Source organism: Herbaspirillum sp. NPDC101397 (genome assembly GCF_044767325.1).
Classification (GTDB): domain Bacteria; phylum Pseudomonadota; class Gammaproteobacteria; order Burkholderiales; family Burkholderiaceae_D; genus Herbaspirillum.
The window spans coordinates 589,711-613,102 of sequence record NZ_JBIWNS010000002.1 but is presented as its reverse complement, the minus strand read 5'-3'; the positions used below and the strand labels follow the sequence as shown (position 1 = coordinate 613,102).

The 23,392-nt window shown below is 60.8% G+C and carries 22 protein-coding genes; 17 read left to right on the top strand and 5 right to left on the bottom strand.

The genetic code is table 11. The annotated features are described in order from the left end of the window. The first annotated feature begins 55 nt into the window (after nucleotides 1–55). From ACIROW_RS07535 to ACIROW_RS07455, 17 genes are all read left to right on the top strand, one after another. A complete protein-coding gene (locus ACIROW_RS07535; protein WP_402273656.1) occupies nucleotides 56–382 on the top strand; it encodes a lipopolysaccharide assembly LapA domain-containing protein in 327 nt (108 codons plus the stop codon). A 12-nt stretch (nucleotides 383–394) separates the two neighbouring features. After that, entirely contained in the window at nucleotides 395–1,570 is a 1,176-nt protein-coding gene (lapB, locus tag ACIROW_RS07530; protein ID WP_116433767.1) for a lipopolysaccharide assembly protein LapB, read from the top strand. 33 nt (nucleotides 1,571–1,603) lie between these two features. Then, nucleotides 1,604–2,980, top strand: a complete 1,377-nt coding sequence (locus ACIROW_RS07525) for a UDP-glucose dehydrogenase family protein (protein ID WP_402273653.1) — start codon at nucleotides 1,604–1,606, stop codon at nucleotides 2,978–2,980. A 4-nt stretch (nucleotides 2,981–2,984) separates the two neighbouring features. After that, nucleotides 2,985–3,929: a D-glycero-beta-D-manno-heptose-7-phosphate kinase gene (gene rfaE1 / locus ACIROW_RS07520; RefSeq protein ID WP_402273651.1), complete on the top strand. Its 945-nt coding sequence runs from the start codon at nucleotides 2,985–2,987 to the stop codon at nucleotides 3,927–3,929. Nucleotides 3,930–4,124: 195 nt separating this feature from the next. Then, nucleotides 4,125–4,502, top strand: a complete 378-nt coding sequence (locus ACIROW_RS07515; protein WP_402273649.1) for a ComEA family DNA-binding protein — start codon at nucleotides 4,125–4,127, stop codon at nucleotides 4,500–4,502. Nucleotides 4,503–4,808: 306 nt separating this feature from the next. Continuing rightward, complete coding sequence (locus ACIROW_RS07510; protein WP_402273647.1) at nucleotides 4,809–5,777, top strand: diguanylate cyclase; 969 nt, start codon at nucleotides 4,809–4,811, stop codon at nucleotides 5,775–5,777. 59 nt (nucleotides 5,778–5,836) lie between these two features. Then, complete coding sequence (locus tag ACIROW_RS07505) at nucleotides 5,837–7,282, top strand: mannose-1-phosphate guanylyltransferase/mannose-6-phosphate isomerase (RefSeq protein ID WP_402273847.1); 1,446 nt, start codon at nucleotides 5,837–5,839, stop codon at nucleotides 7,280–7,282. A gap of 114 nt (nucleotides 7,283–7,396) precedes the next feature. Then, nucleotides 7,397–9,412 (top strand): DNA polymerase III subunit gamma/tau, encoded by a 2,016-nt coding sequence (locus tag ACIROW_RS07500; protein WP_402273644.1) that lies wholly within the window; start codon nucleotides 7,397–7,399, stop codon nucleotides 9,410–9,412. Nucleotides 9,413–9,521: 109 nt separating this feature from the next. Then, a complete protein-coding gene (locus ACIROW_RS07495) occupies nucleotides 9,522–9,848 on the top strand; it encodes a YbaB/EbfC family nucleoid-associated protein (RefSeq protein WP_116433761.1) in 327 nt (108 codons plus the stop codon). 52 nt (nucleotides 9,849–9,900) lie between these two features. Next, entirely contained in the window at nucleotides 9,901–10,203 is a 303-nt protein-coding gene (locus tag ACIROW_RS07490) for a YciI family protein (protein ID WP_116433760.1), read from the top strand. Continuing rightward, complete coding sequence (recR, locus tag ACIROW_RS07485) at nucleotides 10,200–10,796, top strand: recombination mediator RecR (RefSeq protein WP_402273640.1); 597 nt, start codon at nucleotides 10,200–10,202, stop codon at nucleotides 10,794–10,796. The genes ACIROW_RS07490 and recR overlap by 4 nt, the downstream gene beginning before the upstream one ends. A 91-nt stretch (nucleotides 10,797–10,887) precedes the next feature. Continuing rightward, nucleotides 10,888–11,955, top strand: a complete 1,068-nt coding sequence (locus tag ACIROW_RS07480) for an esterase (RefSeq protein ID WP_402273638.1) — start codon at nucleotides 10,888–10,890, stop codon at nucleotides 11,953–11,955. Nucleotides 11,956–11,972: 17 nt separating this feature from the next. Continuing rightward, a complete protein-coding gene (locus ACIROW_RS07475; protein WP_402273636.1) occupies nucleotides 11,973–13,220 on the top strand; it encodes a CaiB/BaiF CoA transferase family protein in 1,248 nt (415 codons plus the stop codon). A 50-nt stretch (nucleotides 13,221–13,270) separates the two neighbouring features. Beyond that, on the top strand, nucleotides 13,271–14,308 hold the full coding sequence (locus tag ACIROW_RS07470; RefSeq protein ID WP_402273634.1) for an ABC transporter substrate-binding protein: 1,038 nt from the start codon (nucleotides 13,271–13,273) through the stop codon (nucleotides 14,306–14,308). Between the two features lie 166 nt (nucleotides 14,309–14,474). After that, complete coding sequence (locus tag ACIROW_RS07465) at nucleotides 14,475–15,284, top strand: ABC transporter ATP-binding protein (RefSeq protein WP_016833060.1); 810 nt, start codon at nucleotides 14,475–14,477, stop codon at nucleotides 15,282–15,284. A 51-nt stretch (nucleotides 15,285–15,335) separates the two neighbouring features. Next, a complete protein-coding gene (locus ACIROW_RS07460; protein WP_116433756.1) occupies nucleotides 15,336–16,187 on the top strand; it encodes an ABC transporter permease in 852 nt (283 codons plus the stop codon). Nucleotides 16,188–16,427: 240 nt separating this feature from the next. Next, entirely contained in the window at nucleotides 16,428–16,802 is a 375-nt protein-coding gene (locus ACIROW_RS07455) for a DUF3597 domain-containing protein (protein WP_402273630.1), read from the top strand. Nucleotides 16,803–16,890: 88 nt separating this feature from the next. Here ACIROW_RS07455 and tal read toward each other — a convergent pair whose 3' ends face one another. The 5 genes from tal to pgi all read right to left on the bottom strand — a co-directional run bounded on the left by tal (nucleotide 16,891) and on the right by pgi (nucleotide 23,269). Beyond that, on the bottom strand, nucleotides 16,891–17,826 hold the full coding sequence (gene tal / locus ACIROW_RS07450; RefSeq protein ID WP_402273628.1) for a transaldolase: 936 nt from the start codon (nucleotides 17,824–17,826) through the stop codon (nucleotides 16,891–16,893). A 55-nt stretch (nucleotides 17,827–17,881) separates the two neighbouring features. Then, nucleotides 17,882–19,111 carry an AGE family epimerase/isomerase gene (locus ACIROW_RS07445; RefSeq protein ID WP_402273625.1) on the bottom strand — a complete coding sequence of 410 codons (1,230 nt, stop codon included), beginning with the start codon at nucleotides 19,109–19,111 and terminating at the stop codon, nucleotides 17,882–17,884. A gap of 58 nt (nucleotides 19,112–19,169) precedes the next feature. Then, nucleotides 19,170–20,024, bottom strand: a complete 855-nt coding sequence (locus ACIROW_RS07440; protein ID WP_116433752.1) for an SIS domain-containing protein — start codon at nucleotides 20,022–20,024, stop codon at nucleotides 19,170–19,172. 68 nt (nucleotides 20,025–20,092) lie between these two features. Then, nucleotides 20,093–21,562 carry a glucose-6-phosphate dehydrogenase gene (gene zwf / locus ACIROW_RS07435; RefSeq protein ID WP_402273623.1) on the bottom strand — a complete coding sequence of 490 codons (1,470 nt, stop codon included), beginning with the start codon at nucleotides 21,560–21,562 and terminating at the stop codon, nucleotides 20,093–20,095. A gap of 48 nt (nucleotides 21,563–21,610) precedes the next feature. Beyond that, nucleotides 21,611–23,269, bottom strand: coding sequence for a glucose-6-phosphate isomerase (gene pgi / locus ACIROW_RS07430; RefSeq protein ID WP_402273620.1), 1,659 nt, complete (start codon nucleotides 23,267–23,269; stop codon nucleotides 21,611–21,613). Nucleotides 23,270–23,392: the final 123 nt, after the last annotated feature.

Sequence of the window (23,392 nt, the reverse complement as noted above, 5' to 3'; positions counted from 1 at the left end):
TACCCTGTCGCCGTGCCTGCCCGGCCGGCCAATACATCGAAAAAGGATTTGCGCCATGAAGATAATTTCAAGACTGATTGCGGCGGTCCTCTTTATTCTTTTCTTTTTCTTCGCGTTGAAGAACACGCAGGAAATCACGCTGCATTTCTTCCTCGGCTATGAGCGCACCGATCCTCTGGTACTGGTGCTGCTGGTGTGCTTCGTCGGCGGCGCCATTCTCGGCGTGCTGGCGATGACGCCGCTGGTGTTCCGCCATCGTCGCGAAGCGTCGAAACAAAGGAAGAGTCTTTCCGTGCTGCAGAAGGAACGCGAAGCCCAGTTGCTGGCCCAGACTCAGCCGCCGCAGCCGGACAGCGTAGTTCCACCGCAGCACCTCATCTGATCGCGGTTTTATATGGAATTTGAATTCTGGTGGCTGTTGGGCATTCCGGTCTTTTTCGGACTGGGGTGGATCGCGGCCCGCGTCGACATCAATCAATTGTTGTCCGAGTCGCGCACGCTGCCGCGCGGCTATTTCAAGGGCTTGAATTTCCTGCTCAACGAGCAACCCGACAAAGCCATCGACGCTTTCATCGAAATCGTCAAACTTGATCCTGAAACGGTGGAACTGCATTTTGCCCTTGGCAATCTGTTCCGCCGCCGCGGCGAAACCGAACGCGCCATCCGGGTCCATCAGAACCTGCTGGCGCGTCCCGATCTGCCGGCCGAGCACAAGGCGCACGCCCAGTACGAGCTCGGTCAGGATTATCTCAAGGCCGGTCTGCTGGATCGCGCCGAAGAGACCTTCCATCTGCTCAACGACACGCAATATGGCGCTCAGGCCGGGCGCGCGTTGCTGGAAATCTACCAGCGTGAAAAAGAATGGGCGCGCGCCATCAAGGCCGCGGAAACCCTGCAATCTGCAGGCGCCGGTGGCCGGCAAAAAGAGATCGCCCAGTTCTATTGTGAATTGGCTGAAGACGAGTTGGTGCACACGCATCCCGACGCCGCCATGAGCCTGTTGGAAAAAGCCTTGGCGACGGATCGCAAGAGCGTGCGCGCGACCATGCTGCTGGGCGACGTTTACCGCGCCAAGGGCGATATCGAAGCCGCCTTGCTGGCCTGGCGCCGGGTCGAACACCAAAGCGTTCCGCATGCCGCGCTGGTGGCGCAGCGACTGCTCGACGGTTACCAGGCGGTGGGGCGCATGCAAGAAGGCCTGAATCTGCTGCGCTCCTATCTGGCCGAAGCACCCTCGATCGATTTGCTGGAAGTGGTGTTCAAGGCGGTGCTGGAACTGGAAGGCGTGGAAGCCGCCAACCAACTGGTGAGCGACGAGTTGCGCCGCACGCCGACCTTGCTCGGCCTCGACAAATTCCTTGAGGCGCGCATGCTGAACGCGCCTGCGGAAATACGTCCGGAACTCGCCGTGGTGAAAACGCTGGTGCACAGCTACACGCAAAAGCTGGCGCGTTACCAATGCACTCATTGCGGCTTCAAGGCGCGCCAGTTCTATTGGCATTGCCCTGGCTGCAACCATTGGGAAACCTATCCGCCGCGCCGCACCGAAGAATTGAACGTGATGAACTAGAGTGCTCCTGCACTCGCATCTGTAGGAAATATTATGAAAATCACCATTATTGGCACCGGTTATGTCGGCCTCGTCACCGGCGCCTGCCTGGCTGAACTGGGGAACGACGTATTTTGCCTCGATGTCGACCAGAACAAGGTCGACATTCTCAACAACGGCGGCATTCCCATCCATGAGCCGGGCCTGGAAGATGTGGTGGCACGCAATCGCGCCGCCGGGCGCCTGAAGTTTTCCACCGATGTCGCCGCCAGCGTGGCGCACGGCGACGTGCAATTCATCGCAGTCGGCACACCGCCCGATGAAGACGGCTCGGCGGATCTGCAATACGTGCTGGCAGCTGCGCGCAACATCGGCAAGCACATGACCGGTTTCAAGGTGATCGTCGACAAGTCGACCGTCCCGGTCGGCACCGCCGGCAAGGTCAGCGCCGCAATTGCAGGGGAGCTGCAGCAGCGCGCCAACACTGAAGCCAGATTCTCGGTGGTATCGAATCCCGAGTTCCTCAAGGAAGGCGCCGCTGTCGAAGACTTCATGCGCCCCGACCGCATCGTGATCGGCCATGACAATACGGCCGAAGGCATGCAGGCATACGCCGCCATGAAGAAGCTGTATGCGCCGTTCAACCGCAACCATGAACGTACCTACTGGATGGATGTTCGTTCCGCCGAATTCACGAAATACGCTGCCAACGCCATGCTGGCGACACGCATCTCGTTCATGAATGAGCTGGCCAACCTGGCGGACCAGGTTGGCGCCGACATTGAGGCCGTGCGCCACGGCATCGGTTCCGATCCGCGTATCGGCCACAGTTTCCTGTATGCCGGTTGCGGCTATGGCGGCTCCTGTTTCCCCAAGGATGTGCAGGCGCTGGAACGCACTGCGCGCGCGTACGGCCAGGAACTGCATATCCTGCGCGCCGTCGAGCAGGTCAACAACAATCAGAAGCACGTGCTCGGCAAGAAGATCGTGGCGCGCTTCGGCGACAATTTGCAAGGTCGCCATTTCGCGATCTGGGGGCTGGCCTTCAAGCCCAATACCGATGACATGCGGGAAGCATCGTCGCGTGTACTGCTCGGAGAGCTGATCGCGCGCGGCGCGACGGTGGCGGTGTTCGATCCGGTCGCCATGAAGGAAGCCAGACGCGTATTGGCGCTGGACTTCAATGACGACGAAAGTATTCTGAGCCGCATCCGTTTCTGCGAAAGCCCGATGGACGCGTTGCAAGACGCCGACGCGCTGGCCATCGTGACCGAATGGAAGGCCTTCCGCAGCCCCGATTTCGACCAGCTCAAGAGCAAACTGAAAGCGCCGGTGATCTTCGACGGCCGCAATCTGTTCGAGCCGCAGATTATGGCGGACGCCGGTATCGAATACCACGGTATCGGCCGCTCCATCCTCACCAAGAGCTAAACCGATGACAATTCCGAATTCCCTGAACTCCCTCGCTAGCCTGAGCGATGCGCGCATCCTGATCGTTGGCGACGTCATGCTGGATCGTTACTGGTTCGGCGAAGTCAACCGCATTTCGCCGGAAGCGCCCGTGCCGGTGGTGCGTGTCGAGCGCCGCGAAGAACGTCTGGGCGGCGCCGCCAATGTGGCGCGCAACGCCGCTACACTGGGGGCGCAGACCGGCTTGCTGGGTGTGATCGGTCAAGACGAGGCAGGTGCGGTGGTCGAAGGCCTGCTGACGGACCTCGGCATCAGCAGCTACCTCAATCGCGACCCCGCCATCTCGACCATCATCAAGTTGCGCGTGATAGGCCGCCAGCAGCAACTGGTGCGCGTGGATTTTGAAGATGCGCCGACCGATACCGTACTGCGCGACAAGCTCACGCAGTTCAATGCACTGATCGACAGGTACGACGTCATCATTCTGTCCGACTACGCCAAGGGCAGTCTGGTGAACGTCGCCGACATGATCAGCGTCGGCAAGAAGCTCGGCAAGCGTATTCTGGTCGATCCCAAGGGCGACGATTTTGCGCGTTACAAGGGCGCGTCCATCCTGACGCCGAACCGTTCCGAGCTGATCCGCATCATCGGCAATTGGAAGTCGGAAGAAGAACTCACGACGAAGGCGCAAAACCTGCGTCGTTCGCTCGATCTGGAAGCGCTGCTGCTGACGCGTTCGGAAGAGGGCATGACGCTGTATCAGGACAACGAGGTCGTGAACTTCCCCGCAGTGGCGCGCGAAGTGTTCGACGTCTCTGGTGCCGGCGACACCGTGATTGCCACGCTGGCGGTCATGCTCGGCAACGGCGTCGGGTTGAAGGAAGCGGTCCGCATCGCCAACCTGGCCGGCGGCATCGTGGTCGGCAAGCTCGGCACGGCGACCGTCACGCGCGAAGAACTGGCGCTCTGAGCCGGTTTTCTCAGGCATCGTGCCCGCATTCCGAAAATCGGGCGCAGGCACGAAGAATTAATACGAGCGCAATTTAGTTTTCATTTTGTCAACTGTTGTTCCAGGGAATCGTTAAATTTCTCAGCCAGCCGAAATTCGCCAGCTGAGATTCCCCTTTCCACGATGTAACGATGACCCATTAAAGGAACAATACCCATGTTGAAGAAACTCATTGCCGCCGTTTTCGCTTTCATCCTCAGCGCCGGCCTGGCATTTGCCCAGGCTGACGTCAACAAGGCCGATCAGGCTGCGCTGGACGGCATCAAGGGCATCGGCCCGGCGATGTCCAAGCGCATCCTCGACGAGCGCAAAAAAGGTGAATTCAAGGACTGGTCCGACTTCGAGACGCGCGTCAAGGGCGTAGGCGAGAAGAGTGCCGTCAAGCTGTCGGATGCCGGCCTGACCGTCAACGGCCAGGCGCGCGGAAAATCGGCTGTGGCGCCGGTCAAGTCAGCGGGCAAGCCGTTCGGCAAGAAGGGCAAGGAAGGCAAGGAAGACGCCGCAATGGACAAACCGGCGGCCGCAAAAGGCTGATGCCGCAACGCATTGCCGTGCTATCGAAAAACCCCGCTGTCGCGGGGTTTTTTGTTTACTCCTGCATATGGGTGAGCCGGATGCTTGCGGAGACGCCTGATCGGCATTACAGTCACAGATAGAAAAATAACTAATAACGCACCGATAAATTGTTTGGCTGGCAATGTTGGTTTTGCGTGCAAGATGGGGCAGCAGCCATGACATGGCCGGGGTACTTGTATCTACATGGTTTTCGGCAGGCAGGACTCACTTGCATCGCACGCGTCTGCGGGCTGAATTTCAATCAATAACTGGGCACAGACACCGATGAAAATCGCTGATATTCCCGTCGATGAACAAGCGCGCGTAGCCGACCTCCATGGGCTGCAGATTCTCGATACGCCACCGGAAGAACGCTTTGACCGTCTGACCAGGCTGGCGCGCCGGCTTTTTTCGGTGCCGATGGCCGTGGTCAGCCTGGTCGACACCAAACGCCAGTGGTTCAAGGCGCGTGTCGGGGTCGATGCCTGTGAAACCGGGCGCGACGTTTCCTTCTGTTCCCACGCCATTCTGCGCGACGATGTGATGGTCGTACCCAATGCGCTGGACGATGAACGTTTCAGGGACAATCCGCTGGTAGTGGGGGAGCCGTTCATCCGCTTCTATGCCGGTTGCCCGATTCGTAGTCCGCATGGCCACAAGCTGGGCACGCTGTGTCTGCTCGACACCATTCCACGCCGGTTCGACGCCGACGACCAGGCATTGTTGAGCGATCTGGCGCGCATGGTCGAGCAGGAAATGGTCGCGGTGCATCTGGCCACCATGGATGAACTGACCAAGCTGTCCAACCGGCGCGGTTTCGAATCGCTGTCCCAGCATGCGCTGAGCATGTGCAAGCGGCTCGGCAAGCCAGCCTCGCTGCTGTACTTTGATCTCGATCTGTTCAAGCAGATCAATGATCGTTTCGGTCATGCCGAAGGTGATCGCGCGCTGGTGGCCTTCAGCAATATTTTGGCTGCCAATTTCCGCGAATCGGACGTGATCGGGCGTCTGGGCGGCGACGAGTTTGCGGTATTCCTCACCAACACCAGCGCACAGGAAACGGCCACCGTACTCGGGCATTTCGAGCAGGCGATAGGCTTGCACAACCAGACCAACAAGCGTGGCTACGATCTCTTGTACAGCGTCGGCGCGATTGAATATGATGCGGTCGTACATGATACGATTGGCGATCTGATGAGCAGCGCCGACGCCTTGATGTACCAACAGAAGAAACGTCGCCGCGAAGCTCCCTAGCCTGCCTGCGTGACAGCACGCACCTGGCGGACTGAATATTGACTACAGCGACTGACCTGATGATCCATCTGCAACCGGTAATTCTCTCGGGCGGTTCCGGCACCCGCTTATGGCCGCTGTCGCGAGAGCAGCATCCGAAGCAACTATTGCCGCTGATCGGCACCGAGACCATGTTGCAGGCGACCGCGCTGCGCATTCAGGATGGCGGCAAGGACTATGCGCTGGCGTCGATGCCGGTGGTGGTCTGCAATGAGGAATATCGCTTCATTACCGCAGAACAGCTGCGCGCCGCAGGAAAATCCACACAGCACATCATGCTTGAACCGGTCGGTCGCAATACCGCGCCGGCACTGACTCTGGCTGCCTTGCTGGCGGCGCAGGGAGATATCGATCCGGTGCTGCTGGTAATGCCGGCCGATCATGTCATTCGCGACGTCGGCGCCTTCCAGGCCGCGATCCGGCAGGCCGTGCCGCATGCCGCGGCCGGTGCCATGGTGACGTTCGGCATCGTCGCCGATCGTCCCGAAACCGGTTACGGCTACATCCAGCGCGGCGCGCCAGTCGACGGTGCGCATGCGATCGCCCGTTTCGTGGAAAAGCCCGACGCGGCCACCGCGCAGACTTATATCGACTCCGGCGACTACTTGTGGAACAGCGGCTTGTTCATGGTGCGCGCCAGCGTCTGGCTGCGCGCCATCGAGCGTCTGCAGCCCGCGATGGGCAAGGCCTGCCGCGCTGCTTTCGACGGCGGCAAGCAGGACAACGATTTCTATCGCATCGACAAAGCGGCGTTTGAGGCCTGTCCAGCCGACTCGATCGACTACGCCGTGATGGAGAAGCTGGTCGATACGCCGGATCTGGGCATCGAGGGCCGCATCATTCCGCTGTCGGCCGGCTGGTCCGATGTCGGCGCCTGGGACGCCTTGTGGCAAGTGTCCGAAAAGGACGGCGCCGGCAACGTGACGCGCGGCGACGTCATGCTGGAGCAAGCGTCGGACAATCTGGTGTTCGCTCAAGGGCGACTGGTCGCGTGCGTCGGCATCGACAACATGGTCGTGGTCGAAACGCCGGATGCGGTGCTGGTGGCCGACAAGGACAAGATGCAGGAGGTCAAGAGTATTGTTGCCCGCCTCAAGACCCAGCGGCGCGACGAGGCGCTGACGCATCGCAAAATACATCGCCCTTGGGGCTGGTACGACTCCATCGACAGCGGCGAGCGCTTCCAGGTCAAGCGTATCGTCGTCAATCCCGGGTGCGCATTGAGCCTGCAGATGCACCATCATCGCGCCGAGCACTGGATCATCGTCAAGGGCACGGCGCGCATTACGCGCGGCGACGAGGTGTTCCTGCTGTCCGAGAACCAGTCGACCTACATCCCTCTGGGCGTGACGCACCGGCTGGAGAACCCCGGAAAATTCCCCCTGGAAATGATAGAAGTGCAATCCGGCAGCTATCTCGGCGAAGACGATATCGTGCGCTTCGACGATACTTACGGCCGCAAGTAAGCCGGTCTCGTCCTGTTCAGGCGGGGGAATCAGGGCAATTCGGCGATAGTCGGCAAAGACGGGCGCGAAATAGAATAAAATGCCCGTCTGAACCAACGCAGGTAACTCACGTTTATGTCCTACCAAGTCCTCGCCCGTAAATACCGCCCCCGCAGCTTCGACACGCTGGTCGGGCAGGAGCACGTCGTGCGGGCGCTGACGCATGCGCTGGAACAGCAACGGCTGCATCACGCCTACCTGTTCACCGGCACCCGCGGCGTCGGCAAGACGACCTTGTCGCGCATCCTGGCCAAATCGCTGAATTGCCAGGGGCCGGACGGCAATGGCGGCATCACGGCTCAACCGTGCGGCGTCTGCGATGCCTGCGTGGCGATCGACGCCGGCCGCTTCGTTGATTACATCGAAATGGATGCGGCCTCCAATCGCGGCGTCGACGAGATGGCGCAATTGCTGGAGCAGGCGGTCTATGCGCCGTCCAATGCGCGCTTCAAGGTCTACATGATCGACGAAGTCCACATGCTCACCAACCATGCCTTCAACTCCATGCTGAAGACGCTGGAGGAGCCGCCGGAGCACGTCAAGTTCATCCTGGCGACGACCGACCCGCAAAAAATTCCCGTGACCGTGCTGTCGCGCTGCCTGCAGTTCAACCTGAAGCAGATGCCGCCGGGCCATATCATCAGCCACCTGGACAACATCCTCGGGCAGGAAAACATTGAATTCGAAGCGCCGGCCCTACGCCTGCTGGCGCAAGGCGCGCACGGCTCGATGCGCGATGCGCTGTCGTTGACCGACCAGGCGATCGCCTACGCAGCCGGCAAAGTGACGCTGGAGGCAGTGCAGGGCATGCTTGGCGCGCTCGATCAGTCATATCTGATCCGTGTGCTTGATGCGCTGGCTGCACAAGATGGAAGCGGCTTGCTCGCCGTGGCCGACGAGATGGCCACGCGCAGCCTGTCCTACAACGCCGCATTGCAAGACCTGGCGACGTTGTTGCACCAGATCGCACTGGCGCAGACCGTGCCGGCGGCGTTGGCTGAAGATCTGCCGCAGCGAGAAGACATCGTGCGTCTGGCGTCGCAATTCCGCGCTGAAGAGGCGCAATTGTTCTATCAAATCGTGGTGCATGGCCGCAACGAACTCGGCCTCGCGCCGGACGAATATGCCGGTTTCAGCATGACCTTGTTGCGCATGCTGGCGTTCCGTCCGGTGGCTGCCAATGCGGCAGCTGCGGGTAGTGCGCCCGCACCGACAGCGGCGGCACGGCCTCAGGCCGCAGCGCCTTCGCGTCAGAATCCCGCCGTCGCGCCTTTGAGCGCAGCGCCGCAAGTTGCCACCGCCAGCACGCCGGTTGCGCGTCCTGCCGCAGTTGCTCCGGCGGGGCCTGCCAACTCCGCGCGCGCCGCTGCACTGGAAGCAGCTCGCGCCGCCTCCGGCAAGAGTTCGCCGCGTCCGGCGGCGCAGCCTGTTGCACCCGCACCGGCAGTCGCCGCGCCGGCGCCTGCCGCATCTGCGGTTCCGGCAGCTCTGGACGAACGGGCCCCGCCACCGTGGGATGAAGAGCCGGCAGCAGCCGCTGCTCAAAAAAAAACTGAGCAATATTCAGCAAGCAACGCCGTAGCCGGGATGGCAGCTGTTGCGCCGGCTGCACTTGCCGCAGACGAGGCCATTATCGTCGCAGCGGCACCGGCCAGCACGGTAACGCCCGAGATGGCGGCGCAGACCGCCAAGATCGCCGCCGAACTTGGCTGGGACGGCAACTGGCCGCAACTGGCCGCCGATCTGTCGTTGCGCGGCATGGTTGCGCAGATGGCGCAGCAGAGCGAACTGGTGCGCTGCGAACAAAGCGGCAACAGCGTGGTTTTTCATTTGCGCATCCCGGTGGAAACTCTGCGTGCCTCGGGAAATATTGAAAAACTGACGGCGGTTCTCGGCGAGCGGTTCAACAAGAGCGTGCGCATCGAAACCGAGATCGGTGCGGTGGCGCTCACGGCCAACGCAAGGGCGCAAGCCGATCGCGCCGAGCGGCAACGCGAAGCCGAGCAGACCGTGCACAACGATCCGTTCGTGCAAGTCATGATGCGTGAATTCGACGCCTCCATCGTGCCGGGATCGATCCGGCCGTTGTAAAAAGCAGATTGCCGGGCAGGAAACGGGGAATGTAGTGACTGTGCCGAATGTTCCATTTCCGCCACGGCTGAACCAAGATGAATCAACTTAGTTACCAAGGAGTATGACCATGATGAAAGGCCAACTGGCAGGCTTGATGAAGCAGGCTCAAGCGATGCAGGACAACATGAAGAAAATGCAGGACCAGCTTGCATTGATCGAAGTCGAAGGACAGTCCGGCGCAGGGCTGGTCAAAGTCGTGATGACCTGTAAGAATGACGTCAAGCGTGTCTCGATCGATCCGTCGCTGCTGGCCGACGACAAGGACATGCTGGAAGACCTGGTCGCCGCTGCCTTCAATGACGCCGTACGCAAGGCTGAAGCAACCTCGCAGGAAAAGATGGCCGGCATGACCTCCGGCATGCCTTTGCCGCCGGGCTTCAAGATGCCGTTCTGACGCGACAGCGAAGTCGCGACGATTTTGCAGGCTGCTTTCATGAGGAGGCATCATGTTCGTGATCTCGATTACCTATACCAAGTCGGCGAGCGAAATCGATGCGCTGCTGACCGCGCATAAGCAATTCCTGAACGAGCAGTATGCCGACGGTGTATTCCTGATGTCCGGCCGCAAAGTCCCGCGCAGCGGTGGCATCATCATCGCCGATGCTGCCGACCGTGCTGAAGTAGAAGCAATCATCGAAACCGATCCGTTCTACATCGGCGGCGTCGCCGAATATGAAATCACCGAATTTGTTCCATCCATGACGGCCGAAGCGCTGTCCGTCTTCCGGCATACCTCAGACCGAAATTGAAAACCCCGTCCAGTCTCACCCAGCTCACGGAATCCCTGCGCACCCTTCCGGGCATCGGTCCCAAATCGGCGCAGCGCATGGCATATCACCTGCTGCAGCACGACCGCGACGGCGCCCTGCAACTGAGTCGCGCGCTGGCTCAGGCGGCCGAGACGATCCGTCACTGCGCGCTGTGCAACACCTTCACCGAACAGGTCATCTGCGACACTTGCCAGGACGGCGAGCGCGACGCCACGACCCTGTGCGTGGTGGAAACGCCGAGCGACCAGTTGATGATCGAGCAGACACTGACCTTCAAGGGTTTGTACTTCGTACTGATGGGACGCCTGTCGCCGCTGGACGGCGTCGGCCCCAAGGACATCCACATTGAAAAGCTGATCACGCGCGCCACCGACGGTGTGGTCGCCGAAGTCGTGCTGGCCACCAATTTCACCAACGAAGGCGAAGCCACCGCGCATTACATCAGCGAGACGCTCAAGGCGCGCGGCCTCAAGGTCAGCCGCCTGGCGCGGGGCGTGCCGGTCGGCGGCGAACTGGAATACGTGGACGCAGGCACCATCGCGCGCGCCATGCTGGACCGACGTACCACCTGATCATCTGACGCCGCGTTGATCAGCGCATCATGATGGACGATCTGCCACAGAGCAGACGCTAGTGATGATCAAATCCATGCAGGAGACAAACATGCAATTTCTTCCACGTCGAACCCCCCGCTTGAGCTTGCCGGCGTCCTTGCTGACGGCCGCCTCGATCCTGGCCGGCTGCGCCGCCTCGTCGACGCAGCGCAGCTATGAGGTCGCGGAAGTCGGCAGCTTCCATGTCGGCGGCGGGCAAGTGACGCTGGCAGGATTGCCGTCGCGCGAGATCGTGTTTACCGAAGGCGCCGCACCGCGCAAGGTCGATCCCAACGGCGACTTTGAAACCGGGCAGATGTACGCCCAATACGTCCGGCTGAAAAATCCCCGTGCCCGTTATCCGCTGCTCATGTGGCACGGCGGCGGTCTTGCCGGCACGACCTGGGAAACCAAGCCAGACGGCTCACCCGGCTGGCAGCAGTTCTTCCTGACGCAGGGGCACACCGTCTACGTTACCGATGCCGTGGAGCGCGGCCGCGCCTCCTGGTCGCGCTATCCCGAAGTCTATAAAACCGAGCCGTTCTTCCGCACCAAGCAGGAAGGCTGGGAGCTGTTCCGCATCGGTGCTGCAGGGTCCTACGACAGCGATCCTGCCAAACGCCTCGCCTATGCCGGCACGCAGTTTCCGGTTGCCGCCTACGACCAGTTTTCCAAACAGGGCATCCCGCGCTGGGCCACCAACGACGTCGCCACACAGGCCGCTTACGATGCGCTGGTGCAACAGGTCTGTCCCTGCGTGATCGTGGTGCACAGCCAGGGCGGCAACTTCGCCATCAATGCCGCGCTGCATGCACCGGACAAGATCAAGGCCATCGTGGCGGTCGAAGGATCCGGCGCGCCCGATCCCGACAAGGTCGATATCTCGGCGCTGAAAAATATTCCCTTCCTGTTTGTGTGGGGCGATTTCATCGATCAGAATACGTCCTGGAAGCAATACACCGTAGCGCCGAACAAATTTCAGCGGGCGCTGCGCGCACAAGGCGGCGTGGCCGACCGGCTCGACCTGCCGCAGCAAGGCATCAAGGGCAACTCCCACATGCTGATGATGGACCGCAACTCCGACCAGGTCGCTGCACTTGTGCAGGCCTGGATGGACAAGAACGGATTGATGAAATAACCTGCCACACCTCATTCATGACAACCACGACATCATCCCCCGGCCCGCTGGCCGGCATCAAAGTACTCGAACTCGGCACGCTGATCGCCGGGCCGTTCTGCTCGCGCATGCTGGCCGAATTCGGCGCCGACGTGATCAAGGTCGAAGCGCCCGGCGTCGGCGACCCGCTGCGCCAGTGGCGTGTGCTCAAGGACGGCACCTCGCTGTGGTGGTCGGTGCAGGCACGCAACAAGAAAAGCCTGACGCTCAACATGAAGGATCCGAAGGCCCAGGACATTGCTCGCAAGCTGGCGCTGGAAGCTGACATCATCATCGAAAACTATCGCCCCGGCGTGCTGGAGAAGTGGAATCTGGGCTACGAAGACCTGAAGAAACTCAATCCCGCCATCATCATGGTACGCCTGTCCGGCTACGGCCAGACCGGGCCGCTGAAGGACTTGCCGGGCTTCGGCGCGATCGGCGAATCGATGGGCGGCATCCGCTATGTATCCGGCCATCAGGACCGCCCGCCGGTGCGCATCGGCATTTCCATCGGCGACTCGGTTGCCGCCTTGCATGGCGTCATCGGCGCGATGATGGCGCTGCGCCACCGGGACGTTACCGGCGGTCGCTGGAACGGCAAGGATGGCGAGTTGCGGGTGGCAGGGCAGGGCCAGATGGTCGACGTCGCGCTGTACGAATCGGTCTTCAACCTGATGGAATCGCTGGTGCCCGAATTCGACCAGGCCGGCGTGGTGCGCGAGCGCACTGGCGGCGCCTTGCCCGGCATCGTGCCGTCCAACACCTACACCACCGCCGATGGCAAGAACGTCGTGATTGCCGGCAACGGCGACGCCATCTTCAAGCGCCTGATGCTGGCCATCGACCGTGCGGACATGGCCAATGACCCGCAACTGGAGCGCAACGACGGCCGCGTGCCGCGCACGGAAGAAATCGACCGCGCCATCCAGGCGTGGTGCAGCGGCAAGACCATCGATGATGCGCTGGCGATCCTGCAGGCGGCCGACGTACCGGTGGGCAAGATCTATTCGGTGCGCGACATGATGAGCGATCCACAATTCCTGGCGCGCAACATGTTCGAACAGCATGCATTTGCCGATGGTACGCCGATCAAATTGCCTGCGGTGACCCCGAAGTTGTCGGAGACGCCGGGCGGCACCAAATGGATCGGCCCGGAGCTTGGCCAGCATAACGCTGAAATCTTGCGTTCGCTGGGGTATGATGACGCACAAATTGCGCAGTTGCGCCAAGACAAGGTCATTTGAAGGCAGTGAAAAACTGCCCTGATATTGCAAAGTTCATAGGAGGAGACCACATGAAATTCAACCTGAAGCAATTCGCCATTGCGCTGGCGCTGTTCTTGGCCGGCTACCTGACATTCAACACCAACCTGTTCGCTCAGGCGCTGGAAAAGCCGAAGGTTTCCATCGCCGTCGGCGGCAAGAACCTGTTCTATTACCTGCCACTGACGGTGGCCGAGCAACTCGGCTACTTCAAGGATGAAGGCCTGCAAGTCGAGATCTCCGACTTCGCCGGCGGCGCCAAGGCGCTGCAGGCCATGGTCGGCGGCAGCGCGGACGTGGTGTCCGGCGCTTACGAGCACACCATCAACATGCAGGCCAAGAACCAGCCCATCGTCGCCTTCGTGCTGCAAGGCCGCGCGCCGCAGATCGTGCTGGCTGTCAGCAACAAGACCATGCCGAACTACAAGAGCGTGGCTGACCTGAAGGGCAAGAAGATCGGCGTCACCGCGCCGGGCTCCTCGACCAGCATCATGGCCAGCTTCGTCTTGGCCAAGGCCGGACTGAAGCCGACGGACGTGTCCTTCATCGGCGTTGGCGCCGCAGCAGGAGCGTTGTCGGCATTGCGTTCGGGTCAGATCGATGCGATCGCCAACCTGGATCCGGTCATCTCCATGCTGGAACAAAAGAACGAGATCAAGACCGTCGCCGACACACGTACGCTGAAGGACACCGACGCCGTATTCGGCGGCCCGATGCCGGCTGCCACGCTGTACGCACCGGAAGCCTTCATCAAGAAGTATCCGAACACCACCCAGGCGCTGACCAACGCCATGGTGCGCGCGCTCAAGTGGATCCAGCAAGCCGGTCCTTCCGACATCATCAAGGCGGTGCCGGAGAGCTATCTGCTGGGCGACCGCGCGTTGTACATCTCGGCCTTCCTGAAAGTGCGTGAAGCGATGTCACCGGACGGCATCTTCCCGGACGCCGGTCCTGCCACCGCGCTGCGGACGCTGCAAGCGTTCGAGCCTGACCTGGCCAGCAAGAAGATCGATCTGTCCAAGACTTACACCAACGAGTTCGCCAAGAAGGCCAACGCCAAGCACAAGTAAGCGTTGAACATAAGGCAAAACACACGGGCGCCTTCGGGTGCCCGTCTGCAATTTTCAGTACCGTATTTTTTGCCATGACGATGTCCAAACCGATGCACCATCCGATGTCGCTCTCGATATCTTTTTTCAACATACAAGAATTCGGCCTGGCCGGAGACTCCTCGCTATGACGCCAGCACTTTTCCTCGACGACATTACCTGCACCTTCGTTTCCAAGGACGATCGCAACCAGCGCTATACCGCCGTCGCCAACACCACGCTGGCGATCGCGCCGGGCGAGTTTGTCTCGGTGGTCGGCCCTACCGGCTGCGGCAAGTCAACTCTGCTCAACGTCGGCGCCGGCCTGCTGCAACCATCCTCGGGCAGCATCAAGGTGTTCGGCGAAGAACTGGTCGGCATCAACCAGCGTGCCGGCTACATGTTCCAGGCCGAAGCGCTGATGCCGTGGCGCAGCGCGCTGCAAAACGTCATCGCCGGCCTGCAATACCGCGGCCTGGAAGACGGTGAAGCCAAGGCGCTCGGCGAACAATGGCTGGCGCGCGTCGGTCTCAAGGGCTTCGGCGACCGTTATCCGCATCAGCTGTCCGGCGGCATGCGCAAGCGCGTGGCGCTGGCGCAGACGCTGATCATGGATCCGGACATCATCCTGATGGATGAACCGTTCTCGGCGCTCGACATCCAGACTCGCCAGCTGATGGAAAACGAAGTGCTCGACCTGTGGAACGCCAAGAAAAAGGCCGTGCTCTTCATCACCCATGACCTTGACGAAGCGATCGCCATGTCGGACCGCGTGGTGGTGCTGTCGGCCGGTCCTGCGACGCATCCCATCGGCGAATTCACGATCGACCTGCCGCGTCCGCGTGACGTCGCCGAGATCCGCACGCATCCGCGCTTCGTCGAACTGCACCAGCAGATCTGGTCGGTCCTGCGCGATGAAGTGCTCAAGGGATATCAACAACAGAAGACCGCGGCTTAGATTTAAGCCAACGGCGGCCGGCACCTATAAAAATTCGGGCAAAGAAACATCATGTGGAAACTCCTCAAACCTAGTCATAAAAACCTGCGCTTCTGGCAATTGCTGGTGCTGGTCGTGGTCCTTGCGGTATGGCACATCGCCACGCGCAACGAACAGACCGCGTTCTTCTTCGGCGAGCCGCTCAAGGTCGCCGTGCGCATCTGGCAGTGGTTCACCGTCGGCAGCGGCTCGCTGGAAGTCGGTTTCGGCGACACTACTTTTTTCACGCTGAACTTCCCGGCGGAAATCTATTCGCACCTGCTGGTCACGCTGACAGAAACCGTTCTGGCCTTCGGCATCGGCACCGTGCTGGGCCTGGGCATCGGTCTGTGGCTGGCGCTGTCGCCGCTGGCCTCGGCGATCCTGGATCCTTATGTCAAGGCCGCCAACTCGATGCCGCGCGTGATTCTCGCGCCGATCTTCGCGATGTGGTTCGGCCTCGGCATCTGGTCCAAGGTGGCGCTGGCGGTGACGCTGGTGTTCTTCATCGTGTTCTTCAACGTCTACCAGGGGGTCAAGGAAGTCAGCCCTGTGGTGCTGGCCAACGCCCGAATGCTCGGCGCCAACGCGCGGCAATTGCTGCGGACGGTGTACCTGCCGTCGGCGACCTCGTGGGTGTTTTCGAGTCTGCACACATCCATCGGCCTGGCCTTCGTCGGCGCCGTGGTGGGTGAATACCTGGGCTCGGCGCGCGGCGTCGGCTATCTGATCCTGCAGGCCGAGGGCAGCTTCGACATCAATACCGTGTTCGCCGGCATCGTCGTGCTGACGGCGTTTGCGCTGGTGCTCGACGTGGCCGTGGGCGTGATTGAGAAGCGCCTGATGAAGTGGCAGCCGAAATCAGGTGAGACCGAGAAAATGTAATCGGCGCAGCATGGTCGGCGCTGGCCGACATGGAAAAAAAGAGGCGGAGATTCCGCCTCTTTTTATTTTTAGCAGCAGAAAAATCGTTGTACTTCTCGAATATCTTTTGAAAGCCGGACACTTGTCGGCGTCTCGCAGAAGGCTCAGGAACTTCGCCCGGCGAGGGTTCTCAGAACTGGCCGTTGCTTGCATTACCTCGTCTTAAAAGCAACGTTCTTTCAACCAATTCAGGAGAACAGCATGGGTATTCTGAGCACTATTTTCAGCAAGATTTTTCCTTCTTCCCATCCCGCGCAAAACGATGCTCCAAACACCACCGCACCCAATTCCGGAGCGCTCCCTGGCCAGACGATGCCGTTGGTGGATGTCGCCGCGATCCTCGACGGGATGGCTGCAAAGAACCCGCAAAAGCTCGATTGGAGCAGCTCGATCGTCGACCTGATGAAATTGCTCGATCTCGACAGCAGCCTGGCCGCACGCAAGGAGCTGGCTACCGAACTTGCCTATCAAGGTGATGTTGGCGATTCGGCCGCGATGAACATCTGGTTGCACAAACAGGTCATGACCAGGTTCGCCGAGAACGGCGGCAAGGTGCCGGCCGAACTGCAGGGCTGAAATGGAAGCCGGGCGGGAGACTGCAATCGACCGTAGCCAATAAAAAAGGGACGCAGATGCGTCCCTTTTTTTGTCTGCAATAGCAAGATCAGCGCAAACCATCCACGATCTTGTCCAGCTTGACCGCATCGGCGCAGAACTGGCGGATGCCCTCGGACAGCTTTTCGGAGGCCATGGCGTCGTCGTTGAGCGCCAGGCGGAAGCTCTTCTCGTCCAGCGAGATTTTCTTGAGGTCGGCCGATTGTGCGGCTTCCTTGCTCAGCTTGCGCTCCACCGGCGCATCGCTTTCCGCCAGCTTTTGCAGCAGGTCCGGGCTGATGGTCAGCAGGTCGCAACCGGCCAGCTCGACGATCTGCGAGGTATTGCGGAAGCTCGCACCCATGACTTCGGTGGTGTAGCCGAACTTGCGGTAGTAGGTGTAGATGCTGCGCACCGATTGCACGCCCGGATCGTCGGCACCGGTATATTCCTGGCCGGACGATTTCTTGAACCAGTCATAGATGCGGCCGACGAACGGCGATATCAGCTGGACCTTGGCTTCGGCGCAGGCGATTGCTTGCGGCAGCGAGAACAGCAGCGTCAGGTTGCAGCGGATGCCTTCCTTTTCCAATACTTCCGCCGCACGGATGCCTTCCCAGGTCGAGGCAATCTTGATCAGGATGCGCTCGCGCTTGATGCCGGCTGCTTCGTACAGCTTGATCAGCGCACGGCCCTTGGCGATAGTGCCTTCAGTGTCGAATGACAGGCGCGCATCGGTTTCGGTGGAGACGCGGCCGGGGATCAATTTCAGAATCTCCAGGCCGAAGGCCACCAGCAACTGATCGATGATGCCGTCGGTGCTCAGCTTGCCATGCTCGCGCACGATCTTTTCCAGCAGCGGCTTGTACTCGTCCTTTTGCACAGCCTTGAGGATCAGCGAGGGATTTGTCGTCGCATCTTGCGGCGCGAATGCCTTCATCGCCTGGAAGTCGCCGGTGTCGGCCACGATGGTGGTGTATTGCTTGAGTTGGTCTAGCTGAGTCATGGCAATCAATCTCGATGTGATGAATTAAATGACATTCTAACGTGGGACGTTGGTCTCACCGTTTTTTCGGCAGCGGCGCACCAATAGCATTGAGCGACTCCAGATACGCACCCAGCGGATGGTAGAAGTCGGTCTTGCCGTGCGGCGGCTTCTCGGGGCCGTAGCGTGTGTTGTCGCGCTGCAGGATGCGATACCAGCCGCCGCGTTCCTGATCGATCAGGTGCTGCATGCTGTACTGCCAGAGTTGGTCATAGACTTCCCAATAAATAGCTTCACCGGTGCGCTGCGCCAGCAAGGCGGCGGTGGCCAGCGACTCGGCCTGCACCCAGAAATACTTGTCGCCGTCGCAGACGCTGTTGTCGGGCGCGATGCCGTAGAACAGGCCGCCGTGTTCTTCGTCCCAGGCCACCGGAATGGTGGCGTCGAACAGCGCGCGCGCGCGCGGCGCCAGCCAGCTTGCGTCGTCTTGCAAGTGCTCGGCGTGGCGCTCGAGGATCAGCAGCAGCTTGGACCATTCGGTCATGTGGCCCGGTTGATAGCCCCAGGGGCGGAACATGTTGGTGTTGTCGTGGCGGTTGTATTCCCAGTCGATCTTCCAGTCGGCGCTGTAGTGTTCCCAGATCCAGCCGTTGGCCAGCGCCGCCTGACGGACCGTGATGTTGCGTGCGATGCGTTCGGCGCGATGCAGGAAGCGCGGTTCGCCGGTCGCCTCGAAGACGGCCAGCAAGGCTTCGCAGCTATGCATGTTGGCGTTCTGGCCGCGGTAGTCGGACACTACGCCTTCGGGTGTCGCTTCATCGGCGTAGAGGCCATGCTGTTCGGACCAGAACAGCTTTTCCATATGGTTGAAGGTGGCGTCGATGTGTGTACGCGCTTCTTCTATGCCGATCTCCAGCGCATGGGCATACGCCAGCAGCACGAAGGCCAGGCCATAGCAATGCTGGGTGCGGTCGACCGGTGCGCCGTCCTTGAGCACCCAGGCGTAGCCGCCGTAGCTCGGCTGCCAGTGTTGCTCTTGCAGGAATTCGAGGCCGTGGCGCACGGCGTCGCGGTGTTCTTCCTTGCCGTTGAAACGGTAGGCCAGCGCGTGGCAGAACACCATGCGCGTGCTGTTGACGAGGTGGCGGCTGTTGTCGTAGACGCTGCCGTCGTCGTTGAGGTAATGGAAGAAACCGCCGGCCGGGTCGAACGCATGTTGCGTGAAGAAGCCGATGTCGCGTTGCAGGCGCTCGTGCAGGAAGGCGGGGGTGCGGAAAGGAGTAGTTGGCGTCGTAGTCGAATTCATGAAAAAAGCTCGGCGTAAAAGTCAGCTTGAGGATCAGGTCAAAAAATCAGCGTAAAAATCAGCGGAAGAACGAATCGAATTGCATGTCGAATTTTTGCAGCGACTTCTGGGCGTTCTGCATCTTCTTGCGGAATTCCGGACCGCGCCGCAGCGCCAGTCCTACCGCGAGGATGTCGATCACCACCAGATGCGCCAGGCGCGCCGAAATCGGCGTATACGGGTCGATGTTGAAACTGAGGTCGATCGGCACCAGCACGGTCGCCAATTCGGCCAGCGGCGTGCCGCTCGGTCCCAGTACGATGATGTCGGCGCCGCCCTTGCGCGCCAGTTGCACGCTGCGCAGCAGCGCTGCGTTGCCGCCGCGCTGCGAGATCGCCACCACCGCGTCGCCGGGTTTGAGCAGCGAGGCTGCAATGCTGTGGATGTGCGGATCGGAGTAGGCCACGGTCGGCACGCCCGAACGGAAGAACTTGTGTTGCGCGTCGTTGGCCACGATGCCCGAGGTGCCCTGGCCGTAGAACTCGATCTTGCTGGCGCGCGCCAGCACGTCCAGCGCCAGCTGGATGGCGTCCGGATTGAGATGATTGCGCAGGTCCAGCAGCGTGTTGATCGAGCGGCTGCAGATCTTGTTGACCAGGTCCACCGCGAGGTCGTCCTGGGCCAGCGACTCGTCCGCGCCGGGCAGGGCCAGCGCCAGGCTTTGCGCCAGCTTCAGTTTGAAGTCGTGCCAGCCTTCATAACCGATGGCACGGCAGAAGCGGATCACGGTCGGCTCCGACACCTCGGCGTTCTTGGCCAGCGCGGTCAGGTTTTCCTGCAGCGCCAGTTGCGGATTGGCGAGGATCGCAGCCGCTACCTTCTTCTCCGACTTGGAGAGCGAGTTGATGTGCGTGCGGATGGAGTCGAGTAGCATGGACGTGGTCGGGCCTCTGATGTGGAACGCTGCGGGACAATGTCGTTGTCCCGCAGCTTGATTGAAACTTAAACTTCCGGCAGCGCTTCTTCACGCCACTGCAGGCCGTCGCGACCGATCAGCGCGCTGGCTGCGGCCGGACCCCAGGTGCCGGCGCTGTAGGGGATCGGGTCGCTTTCTTCCTGGTCCCAGTGTTCCAGGATCGGCTCGACCCATTCCCACGCCGCTTCCAGTTCGTCGCTGCGCATGAACAGCGTGAGCTGGCCGCGCAGCACGTCGAGCAGCAGGCGCTCGTAGGCTTCCATGCGAGGCGTCTTGAATTTTTCGCGGAAATCCAGTTCCAGTTCCACCGGCTTCAGGCGCATGCCGTCGCCCGGCGTCTTGGCCATGAGGTTCATGTGCAGGCCTTCATCCGGCTGCAGGCGGATCACCAGGCAGTTCGGCGTGCTGCGGCTGTTTTGCGCGAAGATCGAATGCGGCACGCTTTTGAAGCGCACCACGATTTCGGCCAGGCTGTCGGCCATGCGCTTGCCGGTGCGCAGGTAGAACGGTACGCCGGCCCAGCGCCAGGTGTCGATCTCGGCCTTGACCGCGACGAAGGTCTCGGTGCGCGAATCGGGATTGGCGTCTTCTTCCTTGCGATAGCCCGGCACCGCGACGCCGTTGACGTGGCCGGCGCGATACTGGCCGCGCACCACGTTCATGGCCAGCGTGCTTGGCGTGAAACGTTTGAGCGAACGCAGCACCTTGAGTTTTTCATCGCGCACGGAGTCGGCCGAATTCGATACCGGCGGCTCCATGGCGACGATACAGAGCAGCTGCAACAGATGGTTCTGCAGCATGTCGCGCAGCGCGCCCGAGGTGTCGTAATAATCGAAGCGACCGCCCACGCCGAGTTCTTCGGCGATGGTGATCTGCACGTCGGAAATCCATTCGCGGCGCCACAGCGGCTCGAACAGCACGTTGCCGAAGCGCAGCGCCAGCAGGTTCTGCACCGCCTCCTTGCCGAGGTAGTGGTCGATACGGAAGATCTGCGATTCGTTGAAATAGCGGCCGACCTGCTTGTTGATGTCCTTGGCGCTTTCGAGATCGTGGCCGAGCGGCTTTTCCAGCACCACGCGGGCGTTCGGCGTGGCCAGGCCGGCTTGCGACAGGTTGTCGCAGATCATCGAGAACAGCGTCGGTGGGGTGGCCAGGTAAAACACGCGCGAAATCTCCGGGGCGTCGCGCATGGCGGCCACCAGGTTCTGGTAGGTCGCCGGCTCCTTGGCGTTCAGCGAGACGTACTGTATGCGACCGCAGAAGCGCTGCCAGACCTCGGCATCCATGGTGGCGCTGCTGACGTGCGGTTTGGAATTCTTCTCGACGATCTGCAGGAAGTCTTCATTGCTCTTGTTGTCGCGGCCGATACAGATGATGCGCGCGCTCGGCACCAGGTCGCGGGCGCGGTCGCGGGCGTACAGCGCCGGCAACAGCTTGCGCATCGCCAGGTCGCCGGTGCCGCCGAATAGAACCAGGTCAAAATCGGAAATAGCCATAGCAGTCTTCTTGTTGGTTTGTTGTTCGGGTAAACGTCAGTTCGCGCATCAATCCTGGGTATCGGACAAGGCCTTCTTCGCCAGTGCTATCAGCGCGTTGGTCGAGCAGTCATGGCGCGCCGGCACCGCTTCACCGGACAGTTCGGACTGGATGGTCTTGGCCAATACCTTGCCCAGTTCCACGCCCCATTGGTCGAAGCTGTTGATGCCCCAGATCGTACCTTGCACGAAGGTCTTGTGTTCGTACAGCGCGATCAGGGCGCCCAGCGTGGCCGGCGTCAACGCATCGAGCAGCAGCGTGTTGCTCGGACGATTGCCGTTGAAGGTCTTGTGCGGCAGCAGGAAATTGACTTCGTCGTCGTCGACGCCCAGCTTCTTCAGGTCGTCGCGCACTTCCTCGGCTTGCTTGCCGCGCATGAAGGCTTCCGACTGCGCAAAACAGTTGGCCAGCAGCACCGCATGATGGCCGGGCAAGTCGTGCGTCGCGTGCAATACGGCGATGAAGTCGATCGGCGTGATGTCGGTGCCCTGGTGCAGCAGCTGGAAGAACGCGTGCTGGCCGTTGGTGCCGACATCGCCCCAGATGAATGGACAGGTCGCCACACCGACGGCGCTGCCGTCGCGCGTGATGCGCTTGCCGTTGCTTTCCATTTCCAGCTGTTGCAGGTAAGCGGGGAAGTGGCGCAGGTCGTGATGATAAGGCGCGATCGACAGCGATTCGCTGTTGAAGCAGTTGCGGTTCCAGATGCCGATCAGCGCCTGGATGATCGGCATGTTCTGTTCCAGCGGCGCTTCGCAGAAATGCTTGTCCATCGCATGGGCGCCGGCCAGCAGTTCACTGAAATTCTTGAATCCGATCGCCAGCGCGATCGACAGTCCGATCGACGACCACATCGAATAGCGTCCGCCGACCCAGTCCCAGAATGGGAACATGTTGTCGGTGTCGATGCCGAAAGCACGTACGGCTTCGGTATTGGTCGACACCGCGACGAAATGTTTCGCCAACTCGGCCTGATCGGCGCGCTGCAGGAACCAGTCACGCGCCGAACCGGCGTTCATCATGGTTTCCTGCGTGGTGAAGGTCTTGGAGGCGACGATGAACAGGGTTGTCTCAACATCAACACGCTGCAGAACGTCGTGCAGATCATGGCCGTCGACGTTGGAGACGAAGTGCATCGTCAGACGCGGATGGGCGAAAGTGCGCAACGCCGTGCAGGCCATTTGCGGGCCCAGATGCGAGCCGCCGATGCCGATGTTGACGATGTCGGTGATCGGCTTGCCGCTCAGGCCCAGCCACTGGCCTTCGCGCACGCGCTCGGTAAAGCCGTGGATGCGATCCAATACGGCATGAACGTCCTCGCCGATGTGCTGTCCATCAACTTGCAGCGCCTGGCCGCGCGGTGCGCGCAGGGCCGTGTGCAGAACCGCGCGGTGTTCGGTGAAATTGATCTTCTCGCCGCTGAACATGGCGGCGCGCTGCCGCTCCACGCCGCGTTCGCGCGCCAGCTCGAACAGCAACTTGAGCGTAGTATGGTCGACACGGTTTTTGGAGTAATCGAACAAAATGCCGGCGGCCTTGACGGTCATGTGGTCGAAGCGTTTGGCGTCGGCGGCGAAGAGGTCGCGCATGTGCCGGTCACGGACCTCGGCATGGTGAGACAAAAGTGCTTGGAAGGCTGCGGTCGCGGTAAGTGCTGTATGCGGCATGTTCTGCAATCTTGGCTGAAGTGAGGGGTCGGGAAGAATCTTTACTATACAGGATTTACTACTTTTATGGTAATTTCACTACAATATTGATTGTTGTGCAATGCCGGCAGTATCTCGTACAGC